The organism is Paraburkholderia sp. CNPSo 3272 (genome assembly GCF_024206495.1).
In the GTDB taxonomy this organism is placed as follows: Bacteria; Pseudomonadota; Gammaproteobacteria; order Burkholderiales; family Burkholderiaceae; genus Paraburkholderia.
Map to the genome: position 1 here is coordinate 259313 of NZ_JAMBPQ010000002.1, position 13932 is coordinate 273244.

The window sequence follows — 13932 nt, forward strand, 5'->3', positions numbered from 1 at the left end:
AGTAGGCGCCGCACACGCGGCGCAAGTTGGATTATTCGGAGTACGTGGTTTCCTTCGGCGCCGGCGGCGCGGCTCGAATCTTGTGCGCAAGCTTCGCGCTGCCGTGGGCGAGCGCTTCGGGGCGGAACGAAAAGTGCATGAACAGCAGGCTCACCAGGGTGGCGCCGAACATCAACATGAAGCAGGTGGTACGCACGCCCGTGAGGTCGACGAGCAGGCCGAACAGGATCGGCAGCACGAAGCCCGCGAGGCCGCCCGCCAGCCCCACGACGCCGGAGACAGCGCCGATGTTGTCGGTGTACTCGTCGCCGATGAACTTGAAGACCGAGGCCTTGCCCACCGCCATCGCAATGCCGACGACGAACATCAGCACCGTGTAGAACACCGGTCCCGTGCTGATATGCAGACCGAGCGGGCCATGCGCGCTGTGGATCGTGAAGTCGGTCGGCGGATAGCTCAGCAGGAAGAAGCACGCGAGCGCGACCCACATCACGGCCCACGTCGTGCGATACGCGCCATAGCGGTCGGAGAGCCAACCGCCTAGCGCACGCAGCACGCCGCCGGGCAGCGAGAAGCACGCAGCGAGAAACGCGGCCTGCTCGATGCCGAAGCCGTACTGGTTCACGTAGTACTGCGGCATCCACAGCGACAGGCCGACATAGCCGCCGAACACCACCGAGTAGTACTGCGCATAGCGCAGCACGCGCGGGTCGGCGAGCACGCGCATCTGGCTCGCTACGCTCTGGGTGCCAGGCACGCGGTGCGCCGGGTTGCTCGCGGAGAACATCCAGAACAGCAGCGCGGTCGCGAGCATCGCAACGGCATAGACCTTCGGCACGATGGTCCACGTGCCGGCCGCGACGATCAGCACCGGCGCCACGAACTTGTTGAGTGCGGCGCCCGAATTGCCCGCGCCGAAGATGCCCATGGCGAGCCCCTGGCGCGACTTCGGAAACCAGCGCGCGACATAGGGCGTGCCGACCGAGAACGATGCGCCGGCGAACCCGACGAACAGGCCGAGCGTGAGGAATTGCCACAGTTGCGTCGCGTACGTGACGAGCCAGATCGGCACGACGGTCACGAGCATGGTGATGAAGAAGACGATGCGCCCGCCGAAGCGGTCGGTCCAGATGCCGAGCGGCACGCGGGCGAGCGAGCCGGTGAGCACGGGCATCGCGGCAATCAGGCCGAATTCGGTATCGGTGAGGTGAAGCTGTTTTTTGAGCGGAATGCCGAGGATCGCGAACATCATCCAGACGGCAAAGCAGATCGTGAACGCGAAGGTGCTCGAACCCAGCACGCGCCAGGCTCGGCTATCGGCTACAGGTTCCGCCTGCGGGGATGGGGCGGCTTTCATGAATTTCCCTCTTGTCGTTTAGTTGACGTGACAAGAGTAGGAAAGACGAAAGGTGCGGACTATTCTCCGCAGGGAGTGCGCGACGATGCGCCACTAGAACTTAAGGAGTAGTACCGGGGGAACGAGTTGGCGCGGAAGAAAGATCGCATGCATGCGAACGCGCCGGAGAGCAATAAGATTAATTCGAAAAGCCGTAGCGTGTCATGAAACACGCTACGGCATGGTGTCGCACGCGATCAACGAAAGATCAGCGGAACACGACCGTCTTGTGCCCGTTGAGCACGATGCGATGCTCCACGTGCCACTTCACCGCGCGCGCGAGCGTCACGCATTCCACGTCGCGGCCAATGGCGGTGAGCTGATCCGGCGTCATGTTGTGATCCACGCGCTCGACTTCCTGCTCGATGATCGGCCCTTCGTCGAGATCGGACGTCACATAGTGCGCCGTGGCGCCGATCAGCTTCACACCGCGATCGAACGCCTGGTAGTACGGCTTCGCGCCCTTGAAGCTCGGCAGGAACGAATGGTGGATGTTGATCGCGCGGCCTTCGAGCGCCTTGCAAAGCTGCGGCGAGAGAATCTGCATGTAGCGCGCGAGCACCACCAGATCGGCGCCTTCGCGGTTCACCACTTCGAGCACGCGCGCTTCCTGCGCGGCCTTGTCGGCCTCAGTGCCGCCGAGCAGCGGGAAGTGATGGAACGGAACGTTGTAGCTCGCGGCGAGCTGATAGAAGTCCTTGTGATTCGAGATGATCGCCGGAATCTCGATAGGCAGCTGGCCGGTGCGATAGCGGAACAGCAGGTCGTTCAGGCAATGGCCGATCTTCGAGACCATGATGATGACGCGCGGCTTCACGTTCGCGTCATGCAGCTCCCAGCGCATGCCGAACTCCTGCGCGAGCGGTTCGAACGCGCTGCGCAGTCCGTCGAGGCCCGGGTCGCCGCCCACTTGCTGGAAATGCACGCGCATGAAGAACTCGCCCGTGTGGCTGTCGCCGAACTGGGCCGAGTCGAGAATATTGCTGCCGCGCTCGAACAGAAAGCCCGATACGGCATGCACGATGCCAGGCCGGTCGGCGCACGACAGTTTGAGGATGAAGCTGTGATCGGTCGACATGACCTTGGTAACTCCCGTCAATACTTTGGTGTGTCTAAAAGGGCTTTGGGCTTTGCTAAAAGAACCGGCGCCCTTTCACAGCGTCGGCGGTTCGAAGATCGCGGCAATGCCCTCGCACGCGTCTTCGTCTATCCATCGGCGGCGCAGCAGGCAGTCGAGCGTCGCGAGGCTCGCGTCCACCGTCATCGCGCCCTCCTCGATCCAGCGCGCGGCTTCGTCGATGCGCGCGAGGCGATGCTCGCCCACTTCGCCGTCCTGGTTGTGCGGCACGAAGTCGGCCGGGAGCACGAGATCGTAGATGAAGATCTGCTCGGCCTGCGTGCCTTCCGGCAGCGACTGCAGCACGTGCACGGTGCGGCCCGCGCGCGCCTCGCGCGCCAGCTCCTCGGCAATGCCCGCCTCTTCCCAGCATTCCTTCACGAGCGTGGCTTCGATCCCGAAGCCCCAGCCGATGCCGCCCGCCACGACGTTGTCGAGCATGCCCGGGTCGGTGGCCTTGGTGTCGCTGCGCCGCGCGATCCACAATTGCGGCGCGCCGGCCGCACCCAAGCCGGCCGCACCTGAGCCGGTCGCACCTGAGCCGGCCGCACCTGAATCGTATTCTACGACGCCGTTCAGATGCACCGCGTACGTCATCGTGCCGAAGAAGCGCGAGGCCGCGCGTTCGATAAAGGCGAGCGGCGGCGCGTCGAAGGCATTGCGGATCGCGTAGGTTTCGTGGCGCCAGCCCGGAATGCACCCTTCCGCCGCGAGTGCGCCGATCACCGAGCCGAGCGCCGCGCTGCGCGCCTCGACGCTATCGAAGTGCGGGGCAAGCGTCACGCGGGCGCTATGCGCATCGCCGTCGATTTCGAATACGTCGGGCCAGCGTGCGAGCAGCGCCACGTCGTTCTCCCGTATCCAGCCCACGCGCTCGTCACCGATATGAAACGGCAGATGCGCGCCGGCATCGAAGCGCCGTGCGTCGGTAATGCAAGGCAATGTCATCGATCAGGACTCCGTATATCAGTCGCGCAAGGCGACGCGAATGCCGATGGCGATGAAGGTGATGCCGGCGAGCCGGTCGAGCCACACGCCCGCGCGCGGGCGGCGCTTCAGCCAGCCGCCGATCGTGCCCGCGCACAGCCCAAAGAGGGAGAACACGACGACCGTCTGCGCCATGAACACGAGGCCGAGCTCGAGCATCTGCAGCGTAACGTGCTGCGCGCCATGCGGGTCGACGAACTGCGGCAGGAACACGACGAAGAACAGCGTCACCTTCGGATTCATGATGTTGCCGAGCACGCTCTGGCGAAAGATCGCGGAGAGCGGCTGGCGCGGCTTGTCGCCGGCGGCGGCGAGGCCCTGGCTGCGCAGCGCCTTCACGCCGATCCACACGAGATACGCGGCGCCCGCGAGCTTGAGGATCTGGAACGCGAGCGGCGAAGAACGCAGCACGGCGGCCACGCCGAGTGCCGCGAGCGTGGTGTGGAACGTCACGCCCGCGGCGAAACCCGCCGCGGCCACGAGCCCGGCGGCGCGGCCCTGCGAAATGCCGCGCGCGAGCACCTGGAGATTGTCGGGACCGGGCGCGAACGTGATGGCGATGGAGGTGGCGAGAAAGAGCGCGAAATTCGGCATGAGATCGACTCGTGACGGTGGGCGTTCGGGTTGTTTCAGTGGCCGCCGAAAGCGGTTACGGTGAAGAGCGGCAGGCCGGCATCGGTGAGCAGCTTCGAGCCGCCCAGATCCGGCAGGTCGATTATCGCGGCGCCCTCCACCACGCTCGCGCCGAGGCGTTCGAGCAGCAGCTTGCCGGCCATCATGGTGCCGCCGGTGGCGATCAGGTCGTCGACGATCACGACGCGGTCGCCCTTGCTGCAGGCATCCTCGTGAATCTCGACGGTCGCTTCGCCGTATTCGAGCTTGTAGGTCTCGGAAACCGTCTTGTACGGCAGCTTGCCGATCTTGCGGATCGGAATGAAGCCCACGTTCAGCTCATACGCGACGATCGGGCCGATGATGAAACCGCGCGCGTCGAGCCCCGCCACGTAGTCGAGCTTCGCATCGACATAGCGCTCGACGAACAGGTCGATCAGCACGCGCAGGCCCTTCGGATGGCCGATGAGCGGCGTGATATCGCGGAACTGCACTCCCGGCGCAGGCCAGTCGGGCACCGTGCGGATCAGGCTGTTCACGAACTGGGCGGCTTCAGCGCTCGGGTTCGCAGGTGCGTTGGACATGATTTCTCCGGGTAGTGACTAGATAAGAACGGTAGAGTTATTTAAACGGGGCTGGACCGCTTGGCGCGGTCTCGCGATCGCGCGAACGACGGCGTATCAGGCCGCCGCCGCGCCCGCGCCGGCCGCACCAGGCTTGCGATGCCGCGAAAGCCGCTCCTCGGCCTGAGCGAGCTGCTCGGGCAGACCGCGCAGCACGACGATGTCGGCCTCGCGCAGTTTGGTCGATGGGTCCGGTTCCACGCCGCGAATGCCGTGGCGGCGAATCGCCGTCACCTCGACGCCAAGCTCGTACAGGCCCAGTTCCGCGAGCGTGCGGCCCACGGCGTCGGCGCGCTCGTCGACCGGTACGGATTGTAGCCGCACCTGCTCGTGACCGTCCTCGCCTACATCGTCGGTGCCGTGGAAGTAGCCGCGCAGGAGGCTGTAGCGCTCGTCGCGCAGTTCTTCCACGCGGCGCACCACGCGGCGCATCGGCACGCCCATCAGCACCAGCATGTGCGAGGCGAGCATCAGGCTGCCTTCCACGATCTCCGGAATCACCTCGGTCGCGCCCGCGGCGAGCAGGCGTTCGAGATCGGCGTCGTCCACCGTGCGCACGATCACGGGCAAGGTGGGCTCCAGCTCGTGAATGTGATGGAGCACCCGAAACGCCGATTGCGTATTGGCATAGGTGATCGCCACCGCGGCCGCGCGATGGATGCCCGCCGCGACGAGCGACTCGCGCCGCGCCGCGTCGCCGAACACCACCGACTCGCCCGCCGCCGCGGCCGCCGCCACGCGGTCGGGGTCGAGGTCCAGCGCGACGTACGAAAGGCCTTCATATTCGAGCATGCGCGCGAGGTTCTGCCCCGCACGGCCGTAGCCGCAGACGATCACATGGCCGCTTTGCTTGATGCTTTGCGTGGCGATGCGCGTCATCATCAGCGACTGCTGCATCCATTCAGTAGAGGAGAGGCGTAGCACGATGCGGTCGGCGTTCTGGATCAGGAACGGCGCGGCGAGCATCGACAGCAGCATGGCCGCGAGGATGGCCTGGAGCAGCGTGGCGTCGACCAGATGCTTGTCGAGAATGAGGTTCAGCAGCACGAAGCCGAACTCGCCGGCCTGCGCGAGACCGAGACCCGTGCGCATGGCCACGCCCGGCGAAGCGCCGAAAATACGCGTGAGCGCCGTGATGAGCACGGCCTTCATCACGACCGGCCCGAGGAAGAACGCCGCCACCATGATGGGGTGCTGCCAGATCACGTGCGGGTTGAGCAGCATGCCCGTGGTCACGAAGAAAAGGCCGAGCAGCACGTCGCGAAACGGCTTGATGTCCTCTTCCACCTGGTGCCTGTACGGCGTCTCGGCGATCAGCATGCCCGCGATGAAGGCGCCGAGCGCGAGCGAGAGGCCGAACTTGTCGGTGATGAACGCGGCGCCCAGCGTGACGAGCAGCACGTTGAGCACGAACAGTTCCTGCGAGCGGCGGCGCGCGACCACGTTGAACCAGCGCGTCATGAACTTCTGCCCGACGATGAGCAGAATGCCGAGCGCGAGCACGATCTTCACGGCCGCCGTGCCGAGCGACTCGACGAGCGACGCCGACGAGCCGCCGAACGCCGCGATCACGATGAGAAGCGGCACCACGGCCAGATCCTGGAACAGCAGCACGCCGAGAATGTTGCGGCCATGCTCCGATTCGATCTCGAGCCGCTCGGAAAGCATCTTGCTGACGATGGCCGTGGACGACATGGCGAGCGCGCCGCCCAGCGCCACGCAGGCCTGCCACGTGATATGCACCCACGGTTCCAGCACGAGCCCGAGCCCGAGCGCCACGACGATCGTGCCCATCACCTGCGAAAGCCCGAGTCCGAACACGGCGTGGCGCATGGCGCGCAGCTTCGAGAGCGAAAACTCGAGGCCGATGGAGAACATCAGGAACACGACGCCGAACTCGGCCAGGTTCTGCGCGCCATGCGTGTCCGGCACGATGCCGAGCGAGCGCGGGCCCACGAGAATGCCCACCGTGAGGTAGCCGAGCATCGGCGGCAGATTCAGATAACGAAACAGCACGACGCCAACCACCGAGGCGAGCAGCAGGAACAGCGTCATTTCCAGCGGGGAGATCATCGTGTGAAGCGTCCTCGTTCGTCTGCGTCGTTACCGGCGATGCAAATTCTGCCCTGCGCCGGGTCAATCATCGACGCCAGGGCGGCTAAGGCCTGTTTACATTAATAACGGGCTAAATGGGAAGGGCTACGGAGAAACGGCTGGGCAAGCCCGGCGGCTCGCGCACGGGGTTTTGGCGCTGGGGGCGCCGGCGCGGCGCGCAGACGCCTTTGCTATACTCCGCGGATGATAGCGAAAATCAATGGCGACCGGGCGCTGAAGCTCGCTCGCAACGTGCTCGACATCGAAGCGGACGCCGTGCGCGGGCTTCGCGACCGGCTCGACGACAATTTCGTCGGCGCGGTCGACCTCATCCTCAGCTGCCGCGGACGCGTGGTCGTCTCCGGCATCGGCAAATCGGGCCACATTGCCCGCAAGCTCGCGGCCACGCTGGCCTCCACAGGCACCCCCGCGTTCTTCGTGCATCCGGCGGAAGCGAGCCACGGCGACCTCGGCATGGTCACGGCCGACGACGTCTTCATCGGCCTGTCGAACTCCGGTGAATCCGAAGAACTCGTGGCGATTCTGCCGCTCGTCAAGCGCATTGGCGCGAAGCTCATCGGCATGACGGGCAATCGGCCGCAATCGACGCTCGGCCAGCTTTCCGACGTGCATCTGGACGCCGGCGTGGAGAAGGAAGCCTGCCCGCTGAACCTCGCGCCCACCGCCAGCACGACGGCGGCGCTCGCGCTCTCCGACGCGCTCGCGGTCGCGGTGCTCGACGCCCGCGGCTTCGGCGCCGACGACTTCGCGCGCTCGCATCCTGGCGGCGCGCTCGGCCGGCGCCTGCTCACCTACGTGCGCGACGTGATGCGCACGGGCGACGAAATCCCGAAGGTGCGCGACGACGTGACCGTGCGCGACGCCCTCTTCCAGCTCACGGCCAAGCGCATGGGCATGACGGCGGTCGTCAACGCCGACGACCACGTGCAGGGCATTTTCACCGACGGCGACCTGCGTCGCGTGCTCGAGCGCGTGGGCGATTTCCGCGATCTGCCGATCGCGCAGGTCATGACGAAAGGCCCGCGCACCATCGGCCCGGACCAACTTGCTGTCGAAGCCGTGGAACTGATGGAGCGCCATCGCATCAATCAGATGCTGGTCGTCGATGCCGAGGGCACGCTGATCGGCGCCCTCAACATGCACGACCTGTTCTCCAAGAAGGTGATCTGATGGCTAGCCCACTCGACGCAACCGCGCGCGCCGCGCGCGTGCGCCTCATGATTTTCGACATCGACGGTGTGCTCACCGACGGCGGCCTGCTCTTCACCGGCGCGGGCGACACGATGAAGGCGTTCAACTCGCTCGACGGCCACGGCGCGAAACTGCTGCGCGAAGCCGGCATCGACACGGCCATCATCACCGGGCGCCGTTCGGAGATCGTCGCCGTGCGCGCGAAGGAACTGAAGATCACGCACGTGTGGCAAGGCGTGGAAGACAAGCGCGTCGCGTTCGCCGAGCTGCTCTCGCAAACCGGCATTGCGCCCGAAGCGTGCGGCTACATGGGCGATGACTGGCCCGACCTCGGCGTGATGCTCCAGTGCGGCTTCGCCGCCGCGCCCGCGAACGCCCATCCGGACGTGCTCTCGCGCGCCCACTGGGTGTCGGACAAGGTGGGCGGCCACGGCGCCGTGCGCGAAGTCACCGACCTGATCCTGCGTGCGCAGAACCGTTACGAGGCGCTGCTCGCCGAGGCCTGCGCGCCGCTCGCCGGGATGCCGCGATGAACCAGAAGTTCCGCCTCACTTCGCTCGTGCCGCTCGTGTGCGTGGCCGCGCTCGCCGGTTTCACGTGGTGGCTGCTGCAGGCCGTCCAGCCGCGCGAGAAGGAGGCGGCGCCGCGTCCGCCCACGCATACGCCCGACTATTTCGCCGACAACTTCTCGGTGTCCGAGCTCGACCAGTCGGGCGCCACGCAGTACCGGCTCACGGCCACGCACATGGTTCACTACGAGGACGACGAAAACAGCGACCTCACGAACCCGGCCGTGCGCGCATTCCAGCCCGGCAAGCCAATCGTCACGGCCACCGGGCTGCGCGGCACGGTCAACGCCGACGCCTCGATCGTCAATCTGTACGACAACGCGCGCATTTTGCGCGCGGCCGGCGCCGGCGACCCCGAAATGCAGGCTGATTCCGAGCATTTCAAAGTGCTCGTGAACGACGATGTGATCCTGACCGAAAAGCCGGTTAAACTTCGACGCGGCCAGTCGGTCATGACGGCCACCAGCGGCATGAACTACAACAATGTCTCCCGGGTCATCCAGCTCTTCGGCAACGTCCGTGGAGCGATCGCCCCGGCTGACTCCGGCGGCTCGTCCTGAACGCCGGGCCGTCCACGCAAGGCACGATTGCATGAACGATTCGCTTCCCCGTCCACTGAACGGCCGTTCGCCTGACGCCCGCCGCGCACGCTTCGCGGCGCTGATGGCGCTCGCCAGCGCGCTGCTGTTCGGCCTCGCGCCCGCGGCCCACGCCGAGCGCGCCGACAAGGACAAGCCGCTCAATATCGAAGCGGACAACATGACCTATGACGATCTGAAACAGCAGACCGTCTTCACCGGCCACGTGGTCGCCACCAAGGGCACGATCCTCATCAAGGCCGACAAGCTCGTCGTCACGCAGGATCCGCAGGGCTATCAGTTCGCGACCGGCACCGTCGCGCCGGGCACGCCCGCCGAGAAGCTCGCCTACTTCCGCCAGAAGCGCGAAGGCCTCGACGAATACGTCGACGGCACCGCCGAGCGCATCGATTACGACGGCAAGCAGGACCTCACCACGCTCACGACGCGCGCCACGGTGCGCCGCCTGCAGGGCCTCTCGACGGTGATGGATCAGGTCCACGGCAGCGTCGTCACGTACGACGGCCAGAACGACTTCTACACGGCGCGCTCCGGCAAGGACGTCGCAGGCCCTGGCAACCCGGGCGGCCGCGTCCGCGCGATGCTCTCGCCGCGCAACACCACCACCGGCGCACAGCCGCCTGCCGGCGCCCCGGCCGCACTCACGCCGTCCACCAAGCTGCAGGAAGCGCCGCCACAGTGAATACCGTCACCGCCACCCAAAGCTACGGCCGCCAGCTGGCCGGCAAGACGAGCACGCTCGTCGTGCGCAACCTGAAGAAGCGTTATGGCTCGCGCACCGTCGTCAAGGATGTGTCGCTCGACGTCAAGAGCGGCGAAGTGGTCGGACTGCTCGGCCCCAATGGCGCCGGCAAGACCACGTCGTTCTACATGATCGTGGGCCTCGTGCCGCTCGACGCGGGAGAGATCGACCTCGACGGCCGGTCCATCAGCCTTCTGCCGATCCACAAGCGCGCGGCGCTCGGCCTTTCGTATCTGCCGCAGGAAGCTTCGGTGTTCCGCAAGCTCAGCGTCGAGGAGAACATCCGCGCGGTGCTAGAACTGCAGGTGGACGGCAACGGCAAACGTCTGTCGAAAGACGTCATCACCGAGCGCGCCGAAGCGCTGCTCGAGGAGCTGCAAATCGCGCATCTGCGCGATAATCCGGCGCTGTCGCTCTCGGGCGGCGAACGCCGGCGCGTCGAAATCGCGCGCGCGCTCGCAACCGATCCGAGCTTCATCCTGCTCGACGAGCCGTTCGCGGGCGTCGACCCGATCGCCGTGCTGGAAATCCAGAAGATCGTGAAGTTCCTGAAGCAGCGCAACATCGGCGTGCTGATCACCGACCACAACGTGCGCGAGACGCTCGGCATCTGCGATCACGCGTACATCATCAGCGACGGCAGCGTGCTCGCGGCCGGCGCGCCCGGCGAGATCATCGAGAACGAGAACGTGCGCCGCGTTTATCTCGGCGAGCACTTCCGCATGTAACCCCCCGGGCGCGCCTCGCGCGCCCGTTCACTGCTGTCCCGCAGTGCCCACCCGGGCGCGCGCGATCCGCTTTCGCGTTTTTCCGGCCTCATCTTGCGCGTTTCCCCGTGTAACTGCTCGACCTTGCCCCCAAAACGGTGCATGGCAGGCGCGGGAGCGCCCCTGTTTGCGCACCAAATTCCGGGCACGCACCGGCGCGGCGCACGCTCGTTTTTGCGTGTGCCCCGTGGTTTCGTCCGCGTGGCAAACTCTTTACAATGGTTCGCACACCGCCATGAAAGCCAGCCTCCAACTCCGCCTCTCGCAGCATCTTGCGCTCACGCCACAACTGCAACAGTCCATCCGGCTGCTGCAGCTGTCGACGCTCGAACTGCAGCAGGAGGTCGCGACGGCGATCTCGCAGAATCCGCTGCTCGAGAACGAGGACGACTGGATCGCGAGCCCGCTTCGCGTGGCGGCGGACGGTTCGCTCATCGCGCAGCCGCCCACGTCCGCCGGCGCGGAGCCGATGCAGGGCGCGAACAGTTCCACCTCGACGTCCAACGGCAGCGGCGAGAACAGCGAGAGCGAGCCGCGAGGCGTGGATGAATACGATGGCCTTGGCAGCGACGCGAACGGCGACGCGAGCCAGTGGAACCTGGACGACTACGGCCGCTCGGGCAACGCCTCCGACGACGACGACCTGCCGCCGCTGCAGATCCACGAATCGACCACCACGCTGCGCGACCATCTCATGGCGCAGCTGCGCGAAACGAACGCGAGCCAGCGCGACCGCGCGCTCATCACCTTCCTGATCGAATCGCTCGACGAAGACGGCTACCTCAGCGCGACCTGCGAGGAGATTCTCGCCGACATTCCCGAAGAACTCGAAGTCGACGCCGACGAATTCAATGCGGCACTAGCGCTGCTGCACAGCTTCGACCCCGCGGGCGTAGGCGCACGCTCCGCCTCCGAGTGCCTCAAGCTGCAGTTGCTGCGCGTCAATTCGTCGCCCACGCGCACACTCGCGCTCGAGATCGTGTCGAACTATCTCGAACTGCTCGCCGCGCGCGACTTCACGCGGTTGCGCAAGCAACTGAAGACGGGCGACGACGAGCTGCGTGACGCGCATGCGCTGATCCGTTCGCTCGAACCGTTCCCGGGAGCGTCGTATGGCAAGGCCGAAGCCGACTACGTGGTACCGGACATCATCGTGAAGAAGAGCGGCCAGAACTGGCATGCGGAACTGAATCCCGAGGTGGTGCCGAAACTGCGCATCAACCACCTGTACGCGAATATCCTGCGCAACAACCGCGGCGATCCAGGAAGCGGTTCGCTGCGCCAGCAACTGCAGGAAGCGCGCTGGCTCATCAAGAATATCCAGCAGCGCTTCGAGACGATCCTGCGTGTCGCGCAGGCTATCGTCGAGCGTCAGAAGAACTTTTTCGTGCACGGCGAAATCGCCATGCGCCCCTTGGTTTTGAGGGAGATTGCTGATACGCTGGGCCTACACGAATCTACTGTCTCGCGTGTGACAACCGGTAAATACATGCTGACTCCATTCGGGACACTTGAATTTAAGTACTTCTTCGGATCGCATGTATCGACGGACACGGGGGGCGCTGCATCGTCCACCGCCATCCGCGCCCTCATCAAGCAACTCATAGGAGCCGAGAACACCAAATCTCCTCTTTCAGACAGCCGCATAGCCGAACTGCTGGCAGATCAGGGCTTCGTGGTCGCGCGACGCACCGTTGCGAAGTATCGCGAGGCACTGAAGATTCCAGCCGTCAATCTGCGCAAGTCTCTTTAGCCTGTTCCGGCTTTTTCGGAGCAGGCGTTTTCCGGCCGCTACGCCCGTTGGCGGACATGGCCGGCCGAGTTAGCCCGCCGTCGCAGGCCTTTCGGGGAGCCGCGCACTGGCAGACAGTCGACCGGCATTGCCGCACTTCACGCGTCACGCGGCCATTAGCCTGGAGAAGCACTATGAATCTGAAGATCAGTGGACACCATCTCGAAGTAACGCCAGCGTTGCGAGAATACGTGATCACCAAACTGGACAGGGTGCTAAGACATTTCGATCAGGTTATCGATGGCAATGTGGTCCTCTCGGTCGACAACCATAAGGAAAAGGATAAGAGACAGAAGGTTGAAGTGAACCTTCATCTGAAAGGCAAGGACATATTTGTGGAGAGCGCGAACGGCGACATGTACGCCGCCATCGATTTGGTGGTCGACAAGCTGGACCGCCAGGTCGTACGTCACAAGGACCGCGTGCAGGGACATCAACATGAGGCGATCAAGCACCAGCCTGCGCCCATCATCGAAATCCCGCCGCAGTGATCCCACAGTGTCCTGTGTGGCGATTCACGCCATGAACCGGGGCTGGAGTCGATAGTTCATCCTCCGCCCCTCGAAGCAAAGCCGCCCAGACCGGGCGGCTTTTTCGTGAGTACGCGCAATGCAGGGTTTTACCGCAGGGTGCAACCGGGCAACGAGGGTTGCGCTCATGCGTGGCGCATCGCACCATCGGCGTGGACGCTTGTTCTATAATGGTCCAGTCGTATTACGGGGTCTAACGCGCCAACAGGTCCCCACTGGTCCCGGCACCGGGCTTCGTCGCCAGATCCAAAGCTTCCGCCAAAGCGGTCAGCTGTCGGGGTGTGGAGCATTCAGGCCACGTTTTCGCCTGCCAATATGAATCGTTTAGCCAAGATACTTCCCATCGAGAACGTCGTCGTCGGCCTGTCCGTCACCAGCAAGAAACGCGTCTTCGAGCAGGCTGGCCTGATCTTCGAAAACCAGAACGGCATCGCCCGCAGCACGGTTACCGACAATCTTTTCGCACGCGAGCGCCTCGGCTCCACGGGCCTTGGCGAAGGCGTCGCGATCCCGCACGGCCGCATCAAGGGCCTGAAGCAGCCGCAGGCCGCGTTCGTGCGCCTCGCCGAGCCAATCGCCTTCGAAGCGCCAGACGGTCAGCCCGTCTCGCTCCTGATCTTCCTGCTCGTGCCCGAACAGGCCACGCAGCAGCACCTTGAAATCCTGTCAGAGATCGCACAACTGTTGTCGGATCGCGAAACGCGTGAGCGGCTCCATACGGAAGAAGACCGCGAAACGTTGCATCGCCTGCTCACCCAGTGGCAACCTTGATGTAATGTGCGGCGGTTTCTGGTGCGCGGTCGCGGTACGCGCGGCCGAACAGTGCGCGCTCGACGCTCGTTGCAGGGGTGAAGCGTAAGGCGCCGGCAGCCGTTAACTACCCAGGTAGCGC

The 13932-nt window shown here is 65.1% G+C and carries 14 protein-coding genes; 8 read left to right on the forward strand and 6 right to left on the reverse strand.

The window, feature by feature from the left end:
• Window positions 1-31 precede the first annotated feature (31 nt).
• From M3I53_RS03505 to M3I53_RS03530, 6 genes are all read right to left on the reverse strand, one after another.
• A complete protein-coding gene (locus tag M3I53_RS03505; protein WP_254314575.1) occupies window positions 32-1357 on the reverse strand; it encodes a nitrate/nitrite transporter in 1326 nt (441 codons plus the stop codon).
• A gap of 247 nt (window positions 1358-1604) precedes the next feature.
• Window positions 1605-2474, reverse strand: coding sequence for a formyltetrahydrofolate deformylase (purU, locus tag M3I53_RS03510; RefSeq protein ID WP_254314576.1), 870 nt, complete (start codon window positions 2472-2474; stop codon window positions 1605-1607).
• Between the two features lie 75 nt (window positions 2475-2549).
• A complete protein-coding gene (locus M3I53_RS03515; protein WP_254314577.1) occupies window positions 2550-3461 on the reverse strand; it encodes a DUF4743 domain-containing protein in 912 nt (303 codons plus the stop codon).
• Between the two features lie 18 nt (window positions 3462-3479).
• Window positions 3480-4094 (reverse strand): LysE family translocator, encoded by a 615-nt coding sequence (locus tag M3I53_RS03520; protein ID WP_254314578.1) that lies wholly within the window; start codon window positions 4092-4094, stop codon window positions 3480-3482.
• 35 nt (window positions 4095-4129) lie between these two features.
• Complete coding sequence (locus M3I53_RS03525) at window positions 4130-4696, reverse strand: adenine phosphoribosyltransferase (protein ID WP_254314579.1); 567 nt, start codon at window positions 4694-4696, stop codon at window positions 4130-4132.
• Window positions 4697-4792: 96 nt separating this feature from the next.
• Entirely contained in the window at window positions 4793-6808 is a 2016-nt protein-coding gene (locus M3I53_RS03530; RefSeq protein WP_254314580.1) for a cation:proton antiporter, read from the reverse strand.
• A 225-nt stretch (window positions 6809-7033) separates the two neighbouring features.
• On the opposite strand from M3I53_RS03530, the gene kdsD reads away from it, so the two are divergent.
• The 8 genes from kdsD (at window position 7034) to ptsN (ending at window position 13811) form a co-directional block, all read left to right on the forward strand.
• Complete coding sequence (gene kdsD, locus M3I53_RS03535) at window positions 7034-8020, forward strand: arabinose 5-phosphate isomerase KdsD (RefSeq protein WP_254314581.1); 987 nt, start codon at window positions 7034-7036, stop codon at window positions 8018-8020.
• Complete coding sequence (locus tag M3I53_RS03540; protein WP_254314582.1) at window positions 8020-8574, forward strand: HAD family hydrolase; 555 nt, start codon at window positions 8020-8022, stop codon at window positions 8572-8574. The genes kdsD and M3I53_RS03540 overlap by 1 nt, the downstream gene beginning before the upstream one ends.
• Window positions 8571-9170, forward strand: coding sequence for an LPS export ABC transporter periplasmic protein LptC (lptC, locus tag M3I53_RS03545; protein WP_254314583.1), 600 nt, complete (start codon window positions 8571-8573; stop codon window positions 9168-9170). Before M3I53_RS03540 ends, lptC begins: the two co-directional genes overlap by 4 nt.
• Before the next feature lie 31 nt (window positions 9171-9201).
• The gene (lptA, locus tag M3I53_RS03550) at window positions 9202-9891 is read left to right on the forward strand and encodes a lipopolysaccharide transport periplasmic protein LptA (RefSeq protein ID WP_254314584.1); all 690 of its coding nucleotides are present in this window, start codon (window positions 9202-9204) and stop codon (window positions 9889-9891) included.
• Window positions 9888-10679 carry an LPS export ABC transporter ATP-binding protein gene (gene lptB, locus M3I53_RS03555; RefSeq protein WP_254314585.1) on the forward strand — a complete coding sequence of 264 codons (792 nt, stop codon included), beginning with the start codon at window positions 9888-9890 and terminating at the stop codon, window positions 10677-10679. The genes lptA and lptB overlap by 4 nt, the downstream gene beginning before the upstream one ends.
• Window positions 10680-10953: 274 nt before the next feature.
• Window positions 10954-12471: an RNA polymerase factor sigma-54 gene (locus M3I53_RS03560; protein WP_254314586.1), complete on the forward strand. Its 1518-nt coding sequence runs from the start codon at window positions 10954-10956 to the stop codon at window positions 12469-12471.
• Between the two features lie 173 nt (window positions 12472-12644).
• Window positions 12645-13001, forward strand: a complete 357-nt coding sequence (gene hpf / locus M3I53_RS03565) for a ribosome hibernation-promoting factor, HPF/YfiA family (RefSeq protein ID WP_028201861.1) — start codon at window positions 12645-12647, stop codon at window positions 12999-13001.
• Between the two features lie 354 nt (window positions 13002-13355).
• Window positions 13356-13811, forward strand: coding sequence for a PTS IIA-like nitrogen regulatory protein PtsN (gene ptsN, locus M3I53_RS03570; RefSeq protein ID WP_028201860.1), 456 nt, complete (start codon window positions 13356-13358; stop codon window positions 13809-13811).
• Window positions 13812-13932: the final 121 nt, after the last annotated feature.

Coding starts and splice junctions, on each gene's coding strand:
- M3I53_RS03525 (WP_254314579.1), bottom strand. CDS start 4,696: ATGTCCAACGCACCTGCGAACCCGAGCGCTGAAGCCGCCCAGTTCGTG.
- M3I53_RS03505 (WP_254314575.1), bottom strand. CDS start 1,357: ATGAAAGCCGCCCCATCCCCGCAGGCGGAACCTGTAGCCGATAGCCGA.
- M3I53_RS03515 (WP_254314577.1), bottom strand. CDS start 3,461: ATGACATTGCCTTGCATTACCGACGCACGGCGCTTCGATGCCGGCGCG.
- lptC (WP_254314583.1), top strand. CDS start 8,571: ATGAACCAGAAGTTCCGCCTCACTTCGCTCGTGCCGCTCGTGTGCGTG.
- ptsN (WP_028201860.1), top strand. CDS start 13,356: ATGAATCGTTTAGCCAAGATACTTCCCATCGAGAACGTCGTCGTCGGC.
- M3I53_RS03540 (WP_254314582.1), top strand. CDS start 8,020: ATGGCTAGCCCACTCGACGCAACCGCGCGCGCCGCGCGCGTGCGCCTC.
- hpf (WP_028201861.1), top strand. CDS start 12,645: ATGAATCTGAAGATCAGTGGACACCATCTCGAAGTAACGCCAGCGTTG.
- M3I53_RS03560 (WP_254314586.1), top strand. CDS start 10,954: ATGAAAGCCAGCCTCCAACTCCGCCTCTCGCAGCATCTTGCGCTCACG.
- M3I53_RS03520 (WP_254314578.1), bottom strand. CDS start 4,094: ATGCCGAATTTCGCGCTCTTTCTCGCCACCTCCATCGCCATCACGTTC.
- kdsD (WP_254314581.1), top strand. CDS start 7,034: ATGATAGCGAAAATCAATGGCGACCGGGCGCTGAAGCTCGCTCGCAAC.
- purU (WP_254314576.1), bottom strand. CDS start 2,474: ATGTCGACCGATCACAGCTTCATCCTCAAACTGTCGTGCGCCGACCGG.
- lptA (WP_254314584.1), top strand. CDS start 9,202: ATGAACGATTCGCTTCCCCGTCCACTGAACGGCCGTTCGCCTGACGCC.
- M3I53_RS03530 (WP_254314580.1), bottom strand. CDS start 6,808: ATGATCTCCCCGCTGGAAATGACGCTGTTCCTGCTGCTCGCCTCGGTG.